The sequence below is a fragment of the Haematobacter sp. genome (assembly GCF_032102465.1).
Classification (GTDB): Bacteria; Pseudomonadota; Alphaproteobacteria; order Rhodobacterales; family Rhodobacteraceae; genus Haematobacter.
This window is the reverse complement of record NZ_DAMDHB010000026.1, coordinates 23,457-37,326: the sequence shown is the minus strand read 5'-3', so window position 1 is coordinate 37,326 and position 13,870 is coordinate 23,457. Positions and strand designations below refer to the sequence as shown.

Sequence of the window (13,870 nt, the reverse complement as noted above, 5' to 3'; positions counted from 1 at the left end):
GGCCCTGCTCCCGATGGCGACCCCGCGATCATGCGGGACTCCTCCGGCCCCGCGAACGGATTTCGCTCCTGCAGCAGGCCGAGACAGGATTTGCGCCAAATTTGGGCAGGCAGCCGGCGGCGGCGCGCAAAGCCGCGTCGGAAATCGTATACAATCCTGTTGCCGATCTTCGCCTCTTGCCGAGACCCTGCAGAACCTGTGGAGTCGGAAGGGTGGAACAGACAGCACCCCCCTCCTCCCCCTCCACGGCGAGCAGCGACGCCATCGCGGCCCGGTTGGCGGAGGCCATCCATCAACACCGCGTCCTGCCCGGTACAAAACTGTCGGAGGACGAGGTGGGAGAGGTCTATGGGGTGAGCCGGACGGTGGTCCGCGCGGCCTTTCAGCGGCTGGCGCATGACCATCTGATCGTCCTGAAACGCAACCGGGGCGCCTTTGTGGCCCGGCCCTCCGCCCGCGAGGCCCAGGAGGTGTTCGAGGCCCGGCAGATCCTCGAACCCCGCACCGCCCGCCTGGCCGCCGGACGGGCCACGCCCGCGGACATAGACCGGCTGGCGGGCCATATCGCCGCGGAACAGGCAGCTCTCGCGTCGGGCGATACGGGGCGGGCGCTGTATCTCTCCGGCGGGTTCCACGTGGAGGTCGCGCGGCTCGCCGGACAGTCGATCATCTGCGAGTTCGTGGCCTCGCTCGTGTCGCGCTCATCGCTCATCATCGCGCTCTACTGGCAGCGGCGGCAGGCCATCTGCGACAGCCACGCGCATGGTGACCTCCTGCACGCCATTGCGGCAGGCGATGGCGCGCGGGCGGAGATCGCGATGGCGCATCACCTGTCGGACCTGCTCTCCTCCCTCGATCTCGGCCATCCCGCCCTGCCCGCGGGATCGCTGCGCGAGGCGCTGACCGGTCAGAGGTCGTAAAGCCGCCCGAACTTGGCTTCCAGATAGTCGAGCAGCGGCCCCTCCGACGGCGGCTCTCCGGTGGCGCGGGCGATGAGGTCGCGCGGCTCGTAAAGGCCGCCATGCCGCTGCACCGCCTCCTTCAGCCAGTGCAGCGGCGCCGCGAGATCCCCGCGCGCGAGATCGCCGTCCAGTTGCGGCAGATCCCGGCGCATCGCCGAATGAAGGCAGCCCGCATAGACATTGCCAAGCGCATAGGTCGGGAAATAGCCGAACAGCCCCACCGGCCAGTGCACATCCTGAAGCACCCCCTGGCTCGGGCGGGTGACCTGCTGGCCGAAGTCGCGGGCGAAGCGGGCGTTCCACGCCTCCTCCAGATCGGCCGCCTCCATCTCCCCCCGGATCAGCGCGCGTTCCAGATCGAAGCGCAGCATGATATGCAGGTTGTAATGCACCTCGTCCGCCTCCGTGCGGATGAAGCCGGGGTGGACGCGGTTGACGGCGCGGTCGAACTCCGCCGGATCGGAAGGCGCGTTCTCTCCGAACAACTCCACCATGCGGCCGGACAGCCAGCCGGTAAAGGCGCTGCTGCGGCCAAGCTGGTTCTCGAAGATGCGGCTCTGGCTCTCATGTACGCCCATCGACGCGCCGTGGCCGATGGCGGTGAGCAGGTAGGCCGGATCGACCGCCTGTTCATAGACCGCATGGCCCGTCTCGTGGATGGTCGAATAGATGCAGTTCAGCGGATCGGCGGGATCGGTGCGGGTGGTGATCCGCACATCCTGACCGGAGCCGGAGGAGAAGGGATGCACGGCCTTGTCCAGCCGCCCGCGCCCCCAGTCATAGCCGAAAACGCCCGCCAGTTCTGTGGCGAGCGCCATCTGGGCCGCCTCATCGAACCGCCCCGACAGGGCGGAGGCGCCACGGTCCGATGCAAGGATCGCCTCGCGCAGCGCAACGAGGCGGGGCCGCATCCGCCCGAACAGGGCGGCGGTCTCCTCCCCCGTTGCGCCGGGCTCGTAATCCTCCATCAGCGCGTCGTAAGGGTCGCCGCCTCCTGCCAGCGCCTGCCCTTCCTCACGCTTCAGCGCGACGACTTCGGAGAGCGTGGGCAGGAAGCCCGCCACGTCCTCCCGCGCCCGCGCATCGGCCCAGAGCCCCTGCGCCATGCTCGTGGTGCGCGCCAGCGCCGTGGCCAGCCGCAGCGGCACACGCATCTGCCGCTCATGCGCGCGCCGGATCCGCTGAACCTGCGCCGCCTCCGCCGGAGCGAGCCGGACGGTATCGAGCGCCGCCAGCCATTCGCCGATGCGGGGATCGGTGCGGCGCGCGTGCAGCACCCCCTCCAGCGCCGCCGTCTCCTCCCCCCGCTGGGCATAGGCGCCGCGGGGCATGACGGTCTCCTGATCCCAGCCCAGCCGCTCCGCCACTTGGGCCAGCGCCTCCGTCTCCCGCTGGAAGGCGAACAGGTCGGACAGCGCGCTCATGCCCGCGTCCCCCGGATGGAGGTCTGGATCGGATATTGCGACAGATACCGCGCCCGGATGATCATGACCCAGAGCAGGATCGCGCCGAGCTGGTGGGTGATCGCCGCGTGAAGCTGCGCGCCCGTCAGCACCGCGGCGATGCCCAGCACCACCTGCAGGAGCAGCGCCGCCAGCACCATGTTGAACGCGGCACGCGTCGCGGCATGGCTGCTCCGCCGCCCGCGAGCCCAGACCACGATGCCGAAGACGAACAGCAGATAGGCCACCATGCGGTGCATGAACTGCACCACGCCCGGATTCTCGAAGAAATTCCGCCAGAACGGCTCGATGTAGAACCCGCCGGGCGGGAAGAATGCCCCGTCCATCAGGGGCCAGTCGGTGAAGCTGCGGCCCGCGTCGATCCCCGCGACCAGCGCGCCGATGAGAATCTGGAGAAAGGCGAAATGCATCAGGCCGGTGGACATGGAGAACAACTTCGGCTCCCGCGCGCGGCGGGCCTGAAGCAGATCGGCCTCCGACCGGCCCAGAAGCAGTGCATACCACCACAGGAAGCCGAGAATCACGAAGGCAAGGCCAAGATGGATCGCCAGCCGGTAGGAGGCGACGGAGGTCATCTCTCCCGTCAGGCCGGAGGCGACCATCCACCAGCCGATCGCGCCCTGAACCCCGCCCAGCACGCCGGGAAGCAGCAGCCTGCCCGTCCAGCCCGCGGGGATCTTGCGCGCGATCAGGAAGCCGAAGAATCCGAGCGCCCAGACCAGCCCCACCAGGCGGCCCAGCAGGCGGTGCCCCCATTCCCACCAGTAGATCTGCTTGAACGCCTCAAGGCTCATGCCCGCGTTCATGTATTGATACTGCGGACTTGCGCGGTATTTCTCGAACTCCGCCAGCCAGGCCGCATCGTTCATCGGCGGCAGCGCGCCCGTGACGGGGCGCCATTCGGTAATGGACAGCCCCGCGTCGGACAGGCGTGTCAGCCCGCCCACGATGATCATCGCCGCGACGAGTGCAAAGAGGATCAGCAGCCAGATGCGGATGGCGCCGCGCGCACCGCTGCGGCCCTCTCCGATGCGGCCGGGGCGCGCGGCCTCGATCCGGGTTTCGGTCGCGACCTCTTCGAAGATGGCGCGGGTTGGGGTCTTGCGCTTCTCGGCCATGATGTCTCCGGACCCTGACTTGCGGCGGCGAACCTAGTTTCGACACTTCTCCGCCGCAAGCCCCGAAGGACGGCGCAGCGCCTCCGGCGGCGCGGGGGACGCCCCCCGCGACCCCCGGCATGAAACGGCTCGCGCTAGCCCGCAGGCCCTAGCCCGCAGTCTTGGCCGCTGCAGTCTCAGCCGCTGCGGCGAGTTCGCGCACGAGCCGCGCCTCCTCCTCCGCCTTCGCGGGCGAGAACCCGGCGAGCAGCAGATAGACCACCGGCGTGAGATAAAGCGTCGTCACCATGGCAAGCCCCAGCCCGCCCACGATGATCCAGCCGAGCGCCGCCCGCGCCTCCGCCCCCGCGCCGGAGGCAAGCACCAGCGGCACGCCGCCCAGCACGGTCGCAGCCATGGTCATCACCACCGGCCGGAGGCGGATGGAACAGGCCTCCTCCACGGCGGAGCGCACGTCCCGGCCCTTGTCGCGCAGACTGTTGGCGAATTCGACGATGAGAATCCCGTTCTTCGCCATGATCCCCACAAGCAGGACCAGGCCGATCTGGCTATAGACGTTGAGCGACGTGCCGGTGAGCAGCATGGCGAACACGGCGCAGGCCAGCCCGAGCGGCACGGTCGCCATCACGATCACCGCCGAGACGAAGCTCTCGAACTGCGCGGCGAGCACCAGGAGCACGATCAGCAGGGCGAAGCCGAACGTGGTGATGAGCCCGGCCCAGGTCTCCCCCAGCGTCGCAGCCTCCGCCAGCGGGATGACCCGCATCGTCTCAGGCAACGTCTCGGCGGAGAGGGCGCGGACTTCTTCCCACGCCGCCCCGAGGCTCTTCTCCGGGGTCAGGTTCGCGGCGATCTCCACCGAGCGGAGCCGGTCCTCCCGCCCGAGATTGGGGGCCACGGCCCGCTCCGTCATGGTGACGAAGGTCGATACCGGAACCATGTCGCCGCTGGAGGTCCGCACGAAGATCCGCTCCAGATCGGAGGGGTCATCGACAGGATCGGCGGTGGACACGAGCTTGATGTCGAAGCTCCGGTCGGCGATGAAGACGGTGCCCACCGTGCGCCCGTCCAGCATCGCCTGCAACGCCTCGCCCAGCCCGTCGATCGGCACGCCAAGGTCGCTCGCCCTGTCGCGGTCCACCTCGATGAACAGCTGCGGATCGGTTGTCTCGTAGCCCAGCCGCACCTGACCGAAGCCGGGATCCTGCTCCATCCGTTCCGCGAGCTGTGCGGCGACCTTGGCCAGTTCCTCATATGTCGGCCCGAGCAGGGCGAAGCGCAAACCCTGACCCGCCCCCCGGATGCCGAGCGAGTTCGGCTGGTTGGTGAAAATGCGCACGCCGATGATGGCGCGCATCCGCTCCGTCAGATCGGCGAGGATCTCCGACTGGCTCCGCTGCCGCTCCCCCCAGGGCGCAAGCGTCAGCACCATGAAGGCGCGGTTCTGGGAACTGGCCGCGCCGATGATGCCGTAGCTGTGAAGCACCTCGCCCGCGGCGCGAAGCGGGGCCAGCGCATCCTCGATCTCCCCCACCTTCGCGGCGGTGAAGTCGAGCGAGACCCCCTGCGGCGCCCAGACGGAGAGGATCACCGTTGCGCGATCCTCCTCCGGCGTAAGCTCCTGCCGCAACTGGCCCCAGAGGAGGAAGGCCAGAAAGCCGAACAGCGCCGCCACCGTCAACACCACAACCGGTGCGTTCAGACAAGACTTCAACGTCCGGTCATAAGCACCTTGAAACATATGCCATATTCTCCCGCCTTCCGCCTCTTTCATGTCAGTCTGTGGAAGGCGGCTCGCCATGACGGGACACAATGTCAGAGCCACGATGGAAGACAGCAGGATGGAAACGGCAAGCGTGAAGCCGAACTCCCGGAACAGCCCGCCGGTCTGGCCCGGCAGGAAGGAGATCGGCACGAACACGGCGGCCAGTGTCAGCGTCGTCGCGATCACGGCGAAGAACACCTGCCGCGTGCCGAGCACTGCCGCCGCCCGGGGGCCGAGCCCCTCCTGCCTGCGGCGGACAATGTTCTCCAGCACCACGATGGCATCATCCACCACCAGCCCCGTCGCCAGCACGATGGCGAGCAATGTCAGGATGTTGATGGAAAACCCCATGATCCAGATCGCCGCAACCGTGCCGATCAGCGCCACGGGCATCGCGATGGCGGGGATCATCGTCGCGCGCCAGTCCCTAAGGAACAGGTAGATGATCCCGACCACGATCAGCACCGTCAGGATCAGGGCGATCTGCACCTCATGGATCGCGCCCTCTATGAAGGAGGCGCTGTCCTGCGTGATGACGATGCGCACATCGGGCGGCAGGGTCCGGTTCAGCCCCGCGACGATGCGGGTGATCTCCTCCGAAATGATGAGCGTGTTGCTCTGTGCCTGCCGGATGATGCCGATGCCGATGCCGCGCTGGCCATCGACGCGAAGCTCCGAATTGGCGATGTCGGGGCCAAGCGTCACTCGCGCCACATCGCCCAGCCGCACGTTCCCCTTCAGCTCCAGCGCCTCGAACTCCTCCGGCGTGGTCACCGGGGCAGTGGTGCGCACGACCAGCGTCTGCGCCGCAGCCCGCAGCGTGCCCGCGGGCGCATCGAGCGAGGCATTGCCGACCGCGCTGCGTATGTCGGCCAGCGTCAGGCCCCGGGCGGAAAGCTGCATCTGGTCGATGTCGATGCGGAACACCTGATCCCGGTCGCCGCTGATCTGCAGGTCGGCCACGCCGGGCGCGGAGATGAGCTGATCCTCCACCGCGTCATCGACAAGCCGCGTCAGGTCGTCGATCTGGCGGGTGTCGGAGAGCACGGCCAGCCGCATCACCGGGTCGGAATCCGCATCCGCCTTGACGATCTGCGGCTCCTCCACATCATCGGGCAGGTTGTTGCGGATGCGGGAGATCGCGTCCCGCGTATCGGAGGCCGCAACGTCGATGTTGACGTCCTGATTGAACTCCACCGTCACGCGGCTCTGCCCGAAACGGGAGGTGGAGGAGATGGAGGAAACACCGGGCACCCGGCCCGCCGCGCCCTCGATCTCCGCCGTCACCTCCCGGTCGATGGTCTGGGCGGAGGCGGAGGGAAAGCGCGTGGTGACGGTCAGCACGGGACGGTCCACGGAGGGAAGCTCCCGCACCTCCACGGCGAAAAGCGCGGCCAGCCCCGCCAGCACGATCAGCGCATTCAGAACGAAGGCGAGAACCGGGCGCCGGATGAACAGCGCGACGCCGGAATGGGCCTCAGATGTCGCGTCCGCCATCGGCCCTCCGCGTCTCGGTTGCGGGCGCCGTGCCCGCCGGAACGCGGGAGGCCGCCGTGGTCGGCGCATCGGGCGGCGCAATATGCACCTGCTGCCCGGGGCGCAGCGTCTGCGAGCCCTCGCTCACCACCAGATCGCCGGGGACGAGCGCGGCCTGCACCAGCACCCTGTCCGCATCGCGCTGCAGGATGCGGATGGCCACGCGCTCCACCACGTTGCCGCGCACCACCCAGACATAGGAGCCCGCTGCGTTCCATTGCACCGCGAGCGGCGGCACCGCAGGCAGGTCCTCTCCCGGAAACCGCATGTCTATGCGGAAGGCCATGCCGGAGCGGAAACGGTCGTCCTCATTGCCGATCTCTCCCTGCACGCGGAAGCTGCGGGAGGCGGGATCAACCCGGTTGTCGATGGCGTGAACCCTGCCCTCCGCCGCCTCCGCCCCCATGACGGAGAGCGTGGTCGCGGTCAGCGCATCGCCCGCCCGCACACGGCCCGCAAACCGCTCGGGCATGCGGAATTCCACCAGAATCCGGCTCCGGTCGTCGATCACCGTGATGTCCGTGGCAGAGCTGACCTGATCGCCGATGTCGAGATCCAGCAGCCCCACATGACCGGCGATCGGCGCGCGGATCGTGCGCTGCTCCAGCGCATGTGCCGCGTCCCGCAGTTCAAGTTCCGCCGTCTCCACCGTCAGCCGGGCGGCGATGAGCTGTATTTCATTGGTCGTGCCGCTGGCATGCAGCCGCTCGATCCGCTCCAGCGCGGTCTGCGCATCCTCCCGCACCAGCCGCGCCCGTTCCAGCGCGATCCGCTGCACCTCATCATCCAGTGACAGGATGACCTCTCCCGCCGCGACGCGCACGCCGGAGGCGACGGGCACCGCGACCACACGGCCCGACACTTCCGGCCGGAGCGTGACGGAGCGGAAGGCGCGGCCATCGCCGATGGCGGTCATCTGGTCGGCGACGGCGGCCAGCCGCACCGGCTCCGCCACCACCGACGGGATGCCCATGGGCAGGTCGGCCTGATGTTCCGCAGCCGGCGCGCCCGCAAGCCACCCCAGCCCCAGCGGCTCCAGCCGCGCATGCGCCCCCGGATCCAGCCGCGCCCACGCCGCCGCACCTGCAAGGGCAAGCACCAGCGCGGTGGCGATCTGACGGCTCGTTTTCATGCGCGCTTTCCTGATGGCGGGAAGAAGGGTCTGACCCTTCCCTGTCTTCCCGATTCTTCGCACAGAGTGCAATCTCGTGCGACATAAACTAATGGTGTGCCGGGACATTTGCCTCAGGATGAGGCACCCGGCCTCAGGAAAGCTGCGCGATCCGGGTCGCGAGGATCTGGATGGCGCGCGCCTGCGCCGCCGCGATCGCGGCCGGCCCCTCACCGGCGAGCGGAACGGTGATGTCGAAACTGCGCTGCTGATCGCTGCCGGAGAACCCGGCGGGCGAGACGAAATACTGCCCCGACAAGCGGAACAGCCCATCCGCCCCCGCCAGCATCCGCGACACCCGGACCTCCAGCCGCCGGGCGGGCGGTTCGGCGAAGGGCCACGGCTCGGCGATGGCGGTGGCGCCGCTGGCGGCCTCTATCTGCCGGGCGAGCGTCCGCGTCACGGCGCGTTGCGGCGTATCGGCCCAGATGTTCTGCGGATTGCTGCGCACCGCGCCATCCGCCGTCTGCCAGCCGATCTCCTGCCCGGAGGCATAGTCGGGAAGCTGCACGTCCCGCACCTCCACCCGTCCGATGCGGTTCGGAACCGTGGCCGTCAGCGGTGGCGGCTCCAGCGTGAATCGCGCCGTATCCTCGGGTTTGGAACAGGCGGCGAGCGCGGCAAGCCCCACCAGCAGAACGGGTTTCAGGCGCATGATACCTCCTTAGCGGCCGGTGAGGATGGAGCTGGGATTGCGTTCGATGGTCTGCGCCAGCGAGCCTATGGCGGAGGCCGCGCGGCGAAGTTCGCGTAGCGCGCTCAGCGTCTCGGTGCTGAAGCTGGAGCGGGCGCCATACGTCTGGATCAGCCCGTCGAGATTTCGCACCACCGCGTCGAGCCGCTGGCTGATCGCGGGCAGCTGATCGGAGGCGCGCGCCACACCGTCGGCGGCGGCCTGCGCGCTTTGCAGTGTGCGGTTCAGCGTCTCCACAGCGCCGCCGTCCCGCAGCGTCTGCAGAAGTCCGGCAAGCTCATTCAGCGTCGCGCCAAGCTGCGCGGGCAACGCCTGCGTGCCCTCCTGCCCCGCGACCTCCTCCAACCGGGCAAGCAAGCCGCTCATACGGTCACCCAGTTCCTGATAGTTGAGCGCGGCCACCTGATCGGTCAGCGTCTGGAGCCGGTTCACCAGGTCCGGCACCCCCTCTCCCACCTCCGTCACCATGGCGGCGGCGCGCGCGGTTTCGTCGAGCGCGATGCCCACCTTGTCGCCAATCCCTTGGGTGCGCAGGTCGGCCACCAGCCCCTGCACTTCGCCGACCAGCTCCCGCACCGCGGCGGGGGCGCTGCGCATTTCCTCCGAGCCGAGCAGCGCCCGCGCCTGATCCAGCAGGTCGCGCGCAGCGGCTGGCGTCTGGCGGAGATCGTCGCTCATCATGAAGGCGGTGGCGGAGTTCATCAGGCCGGTGGCGGCCTCGATCAGCTGCTCGATCGGCAGGTTGCCGAGCCGGGTGAGCAGCCCCTCCGCAGTGGTGGTCACGTCGCTCAGATCGGCGGGCGCGCTGGGGATCGCCGGGAACGGCTGCGCGGCACGGTCCAGCGCGCCGCCCTCCGCACCCTCAACCCGCGCCAGTTCCATGATCATCGTGTTGCCGAGGAAACCCGTGCCGACGGCCCGCGCGCGCAGTCCCTGCGCGATCTGCTCATCCAGAAACTCGTACATTCCCTCCGGCGTGGTATCGGGCGGCAGGCCCATGCGCTCCGGCACCAGGGAGAGGATGACGCGCTGGCGCACCTCCTCCGACCCGTCCGGCGCGCGGTCGATCTGCACGGCAAGGTTGGTGACTTCGCCGACGGGAAGCGCCTCGTAATGCACCGCCGCCCCCTGCGTCAGCCCCCGGACGGAACTGTCGAGCAGGACGGAGACCTCGATCCGCGTCCCTTCGGATTTGGTGAACAGGCTGTCGCGCGCCGTGCTTTCGCTGGGGAACAGCCGGTATTCCTGCCCCGAACGGCTTACCCCCCCGCCGGAGATCGGTGTGGTGAACTCCACGCCTCCCTGCACCAGTGCGGCAAGGCTGGAGACATTCAGGTTCACCCCGCTCGGCCCGACGGAGACGGAAAAGCCGGAGGTGTCCCAGAAGACGCTCGCCGTCGTAAGGAGCCTGTCATGCGGTTCGGAAACGAAGGCATCCACCAGCACCGTATCCCCCGTCGGCGCGAGGCGGATGTTCTGCAGATGCCCGACCGTGATGCCGCGGTAGAGCACCGGAGCCCCTTCGGCCAGTCCGCGCGGGTCCGCGACGCGGAGGGTGACGGTCGTCCCCGGCCCGTTGAGGATGCCGGGCGGCATCTGCTCCAGCCCGGTGAATTCATAGACGGGTGGCCCATCGGCATGCGAGTCCCAGAATCCTTCGACGAATACCCCGGAAATCACCGTATCCAGCCGCGAAATGCCCTGGGCCGAAACCTCGGGCCGCACGATCCAGAACCGCGCATCCTTGTCAACGAAGGGCGCGATGTCGCGATGCACCCGGATACGGAGCACGACATGCGAAAGATCGTCGCTGAAGCCGGTGGATTCCACCACCCCCACATCCACGTCGCGGAAGCGGAGCGCCGTCTGCCCCGGTATCACCCCGGTGGCATTGGCAAAGGACACCTCGATCAGCACGCCCCGCTCGCTGTAGGCGCGCCATGCGATCCCCAGCGTCACGAGCAGCGCCACGAGCGGCACGATCCAGATCCAGGCGATGCGCCGCCAGAACGGCTCCCGCGTGGGGCGTTGGTCAAGAGACGCGGGGCCGTCGGAGCCCTCGCCCCGGCCGGTGCCTTGATCAGTCATGGAGAAACACCTGTTCGGTCGTTCCGGGGGGCTGGCCCTTGGGGCCGGTCATGGAATTCCTGCCAGATTTCCGCGCCTTGCGCCAGACAAGCCGGCTGTCAAAACTATGCGCGGACACCATGGTAAAGGCGACGCTCAAGGCAAAGGCCGCCGCTGCCGTTCCCGGATGGATGGAGGCGACGAAACCCAGCTGCACCAGCGCCGACAGGATCGCCACCACGAAGACATCGATCATCGACCAGCGCCCGATGAAATCCACCACCTCATAGACATGCTGGTATCGCACGCCCCCCGCCTGCCCGCGTTGCACGCTGACGGCAAGAAAGGCGATGACCGCGAATTTGCAGATCGGGATCAGGATGCTCGCGATGAAGATCACCGAGGCGACGAAATAATCGCCATACTGGAAAAATTCTATCACACCGCCCAGGATCGTCGCGCCGGAACTGTAGATCAGCGTGTCCGTGTAAAGCATCGGAAACAGGTTTGCAGGGATGTAGAAGACCAGCCCGGCAATCAACCAGGCCCAGACCCATTGCAGGCTCGCCGTATCGGGGCTGTGCAGACGGCTGCCGCACAGGCCGCAGCGCTCCTGTCCCTTGGGCCAGGCGCGGCAGCACATCCTGCAGCCGACCAGCCCTGCCTCATCGGCAGTCAGGATCCGTTCCGTGTTTCCAGCGCCGACCATATGGACCATCTGTTGATATAGCCATCGGCGATGGCCACGGTGAAGATCATCGCGGCAAAGGCCCAGAAAGCCGGCCCCAGTGTGATATTGGCCAGTCCCGCGACCTTGACCAGCGCCACGGCGGTGCCGATCACGAAAACCTCCACCATGGACCAGGGGCGCAGCCGCTCCGCCACTCGGAACACCCGAACGGCGTGGCGGAGCGGCGGGCGACCGAGCGCGAGCGGAAGCAGCGTATAGACAAGCGCGATGCAGCGGGTGACGGGCAGCAGGACGATCATCAGAAGCACGGCAAAGGACAGCGGCCGCAGATCTCCGTGAAAGGCCAGCGCCGCCCCGAAGACCGAGCTTTCATTGCTCATCCCGTAGCTGGATACGCCCAGAAACGGAAAGAACACGCCGCCGCTCATGAGAATGAGCGACGTAATGGACAGCACGGAAACCAGAAGCGGCGCGCCCGGCCGGTTGCGGATCAGTGTGGAACCGCAACGCCGGCACAGCGCACGCGCGCCCGGCGCGACGGGCGCCAGCTCATGCAGCGCGTCGCAATAGGGGCAAACGATGAGACTGGAAGCCGGGGTCAGCGGGGCGGAGGTCATGCGGCGAGCATGTAGCGGAGTGCGCCGTCTTTCAATGGTGGAACGCGGCTCTTCACCCTAGGTGGAGTGAATGCGGCACAGTCAGCCCCCGATATCACTTCCCCATGTCAGCCGGTCCGCGTGCGGAGCGCGCCGAACACCATGCCGGCGAGCATTCCGAGAAAGCCGAAACCAAAATAGGACAGTGCCGCAACCAGCAATCCATATCCCCCGACAAGCGACGCTCCCGCAGAGAGAACACCCATCGAACAGCCCAGAATCACGAAGATCGGCATTGGCCTATTCCTTGCTTCGACATCCCCATCAAGAAGTCACGGGCCTTTACCCGCATCGGCGATATTCTGCCTAATTCTATTTAATGTACGAGGGACATCCGCTCAATCAACCTAAAGCGGAGAAATTTACACGTTTTGTTCAGGCTGCCGCCGTCACCGTGCCAATTCCTTGATTCCACGCGATAATCCTTCAAGGGTCAGCGGGAACATCCGATCATCGAAAATTTTACGGATCAGGGTGGTCGAATGCGCGTGCCGCCAGTGCGCTTCCGGCACCGGGTTCAGCCAGATGTTGGACGGCCATTGCAGGCGCGCACGATGCAGCCAGACCTCTCCCGGCTCCGGGTTCCAGTGCTCATTGGCGCCACCCGGATGGGTGACCTCATAGGGCGACATCGCGGCGTCGCCCACGAAGATGCACTTGTAGTCGGCCCCGTAGGTCCGCAGGACCTCCTCGGTCGGAAGCTGCTCGTCCCACCGGCGGCGGTTTTCCCGCCAGACGCCTTCGTAAAGGCAGTTGTGGAAATAATAATATTCGAGATGCTTGAATTCCGCCCGCGCGGCGGAGAAAAGCTCCTCCACCAGCTTCACATGCGGATCCATGGAGCCGCCAACGTCGAAGAACAGCAAGAGCTTCACGGCATTGCGGCGCTCCGGCCGGGTCTGCACATCGAGATAGCCGTGCTCCGCCGTGGCCCTGATGGTCCCGTCGAGGTCCAGTTCCTCCTCCGCCCCGTCCCGCGCCCAGCGGCGGAGCCGCTTCAACGCGACCTTGATGTTGCGGGTGCCGATCTCCACCGTGTCGTCGAGATTGCGGAATTCCCGCTTGTCCCAGACCTTCACGGCGCGTTGATGGCGGCTCTCCTCCTGCCCGATGCGGACGCCCTCGGGGTTGTAGCCATAGGCGCCGAAGGGCGAGGTGCCCGCCGTTCCCACCCATTTGGAGCCCCCCTGATGGCGGCCCTCCTGCTCCTTCAACCGCTGGCGGAGCGTCTCCATCAGCTTCTCGAATCCGCCCATCGCCTCGATCTGGGCACGTTCCTCGGGGGTCAGCAGCTTCTCCGCGCGTTTCTCCAGCCAGTCGGGCGGCAACGACAGCGCCTCCAGCACCTGGCCCACGGAAATCTGCTCCAGCCCGGCGAAGGTCTGGGCAAAGGCACGGTCGAAACGGTCCAGATGCCGCTCGTCCTTCACCATCACCGTGCGGGCGAGGTAATAGAACCCCTCCACGTCATAGATCACCAGATCGGCGTGAAGCCCTTCCAGAAAAGCCAGATATTCCCGGAGACTTACCGGAATGCCCGCGCCGCGCAGCTTCTCGAAGAAGGGCAGGAACATCAGCCCGCCCCCTGCCGCAGCAGCCAGATGGTAACGAACACCATCAGCACCCCGCCGATCAGCGCGTGAACTGCGGCATATTGCGCGATGTCGAAGCCGTTGCCTCCCCGCGCCCGTGCGCGGAAACCGCCGACGACGGCGCCAACCACCGTCCCGAGCAGAACGTAGAGCAT

General features: G+C 67.3%; 12 protein-coding genes. 1 reads left to right on the top strand and 11 read right to left on the bottom strand.

The features are described 5' to 3' along the window. Nucleotides 1-212 precede the first annotated feature (212 nt). A complete protein-coding gene (locus RT513_RS14880; RefSeq protein WP_290685355.1) occupies nucleotides 213-920 on the top strand; it encodes a GntR family transcriptional regulator in 708 nt (235 codons plus the stop codon). Here RT513_RS14880 and RT513_RS14875 read toward each other — a convergent pair. From RT513_RS14875 to RT513_RS14825, 11 genes are all read right to left on the bottom strand, one after another. Beyond that, nucleotides 908-2,386 carry a carboxypeptidase M32 gene (locus RT513_RS14875; RefSeq protein WP_313534132.1) on the bottom strand — a complete coding sequence of 493 codons (1,479 nt, stop codon included), beginning with the start codon at nucleotides 2,384-2,386 and terminating at the stop codon, nucleotides 908-910. The two genes, RT513_RS14880 and RT513_RS14875, sit on opposite strands and share 13 nt — an antisense overlap. Next, nucleotides 2,383-3,543: a heme A synthase gene (ctaA, locus tag RT513_RS14870; protein WP_290685353.1), complete on the bottom strand. Its 1,161-nt coding sequence runs from the start codon at nucleotides 3,541-3,543 to the stop codon at nucleotides 2,383-2,385. Before ctaA ends, RT513_RS14875 begins: the two co-directional genes overlap by 4 nt. 148 nt (nucleotides 3,544-3,691) lie before the next feature. Further along, complete coding sequence (locus RT513_RS14865; protein WP_290685351.1) at nucleotides 3,692-6,805, bottom strand: efflux RND transporter permease subunit; 3,114 nt, start codon at nucleotides 6,803-6,805, stop codon at nucleotides 3,692-3,694. Further along, on the bottom strand, nucleotides 6,786-7,976 hold the full coding sequence (locus RT513_RS14860; RefSeq protein ID WP_313534131.1) for an efflux RND transporter periplasmic adaptor subunit: 1,191 nt from the start codon (nucleotides 7,974-7,976) through the stop codon (nucleotides 6,786-6,788). The genes RT513_RS14865 and RT513_RS14860 overlap by 20 nt, the downstream gene beginning before the upstream one ends. Before the next feature lie 133 nt (nucleotides 7,977-8,109). Further along, on the bottom strand, nucleotides 8,110-8,670 hold the full coding sequence (locus RT513_RS14855; RefSeq protein WP_290685345.1) for a membrane integrity-associated transporter subunit PqiC: 561 nt from the start codon (nucleotides 8,668-8,670) through the stop codon (nucleotides 8,110-8,112). Between the two features lie 9 nt (nucleotides 8,671-8,679). Next, entirely contained in the window at nucleotides 8,680-10,797 is a 2,118-nt protein-coding gene (locus RT513_RS14850; RefSeq protein ID WP_290685343.1) for an MlaD family protein, read from the bottom strand. Next, complete coding sequence (locus RT513_RS14845; RefSeq protein ID WP_409518419.1) at nucleotides 10,790-11,494, bottom strand: paraquat-inducible protein A; 705 nt, start codon at nucleotides 11,492-11,494, stop codon at nucleotides 10,790-10,792. The genes RT513_RS14850 and RT513_RS14845 overlap by 8 nt, the downstream gene beginning before the upstream one ends. Then, nucleotides 11,452-12,084, bottom strand: coding sequence for a paraquat-inducible protein A (locus RT513_RS14840; protein WP_290685340.1), 633 nt, complete (start codon nucleotides 12,082-12,084; stop codon nucleotides 11,452-11,454). Before RT513_RS14840 ends, RT513_RS14845 begins: the two co-directional genes overlap by 43 nt. A 107-nt stretch (nucleotides 12,085-12,191) precedes the next feature. After that, nucleotides 12,192-12,359, bottom strand: coding sequence for a hypothetical protein (locus RT513_RS14835; RefSeq protein WP_290685336.1), 168 nt, complete (start codon nucleotides 12,357-12,359; stop codon nucleotides 12,192-12,194). 153 nt (nucleotides 12,360-12,512) lie between these two features. Then, entirely contained in the window at nucleotides 12,513-13,697 is a 1,185-nt protein-coding gene (locus RT513_RS14830; protein ID WP_290685334.1) for a vWA domain-containing protein, read from the bottom strand. After that, nucleotides 13,697-13,870, bottom strand: coding sequence for a hypothetical protein (locus RT513_RS14825; protein WP_088214958.1), 174 nt, complete (start codon nucleotides 13,868-13,870; stop codon nucleotides 13,697-13,699). Before RT513_RS14825 ends, RT513_RS14830 begins: the two co-directional genes overlap by 1 nt.

Excerpts from the sequence above, each read along its gene's own strand:
- RT513_RS14875 (WP_313534132.1), bottom strand. The coding sequence starts at position 2,386 with ATGAGCGCGCTGTCCGACCTGTTCGCCTTCCAGCGGGAGACGGAGGCG.
- ctaA (WP_290685353.1), bottom strand. The coding sequence starts at position 3,543 with ATGGCCGAGAAGCGCAAGACCCCAACCCGCGCCATCTTCGAAGAGGTC.
- RT513_RS14865 (WP_290685351.1), bottom strand. The coding sequence starts at position 6,805 with ATGGCGGACGCGACATCTGAGGCCCATTCCGGCGTCGCGCTGTTCATC.
- RT513_RS14860 (WP_313534131.1), bottom strand. The coding sequence starts at position 7,976 with ATGAAAACGAGCCGTCAGATCGCCACCGCGCTGGTGCTTGCCCTTGCA.
- RT513_RS14855 (WP_290685345.1), bottom strand. The coding sequence starts at position 8,670 with ATGCGCCTGAAACCCGTTCTGCTGGTGGGGCTTGCCGCGCTCGCCGCC.
- RT513_RS14850 (WP_290685343.1), bottom strand. The coding sequence starts at position 10,797 with ATGACTGATCAAGGCACCGGCCGGGGCGAGGGCTCCGACGGCCCCGCG.
- RT513_RS14845 (WP_409518419.1), bottom strand. The coding sequence starts at position 11,494 with ATGGTCCATATGGTCGGCGCTGGAAACACGGAACGGATCCTGACTGCC.
- RT513_RS14840 (WP_290685340.1), bottom strand. The coding sequence starts at position 12,084 with ATGACCTCCGCCCCGCTGACCCCGGCTTCCAGTCTCATCGTTTGCCCC.
- RT513_RS14835 (WP_290685336.1), bottom strand. The coding sequence starts at position 12,359 with ATGCCGATCTTCGTGATTCTGGGCTGTTCGATGGGTGTTCTCTCTGCG.
- RT513_RS14830 (WP_290685334.1), bottom strand. The coding sequence starts at position 13,697 with ATGTTCCTGCCCTTCTTCGAGAAGCTGCGCGGCGCGGGCATTCCGGTA.
- RT513_RS14825 (WP_088214958.1), bottom strand. The coding sequence starts at position 13,870 with ATGCTCTACGTTCTGCTCGGGACGGTGGTTGGCGCCGTCGTCGGCGGT.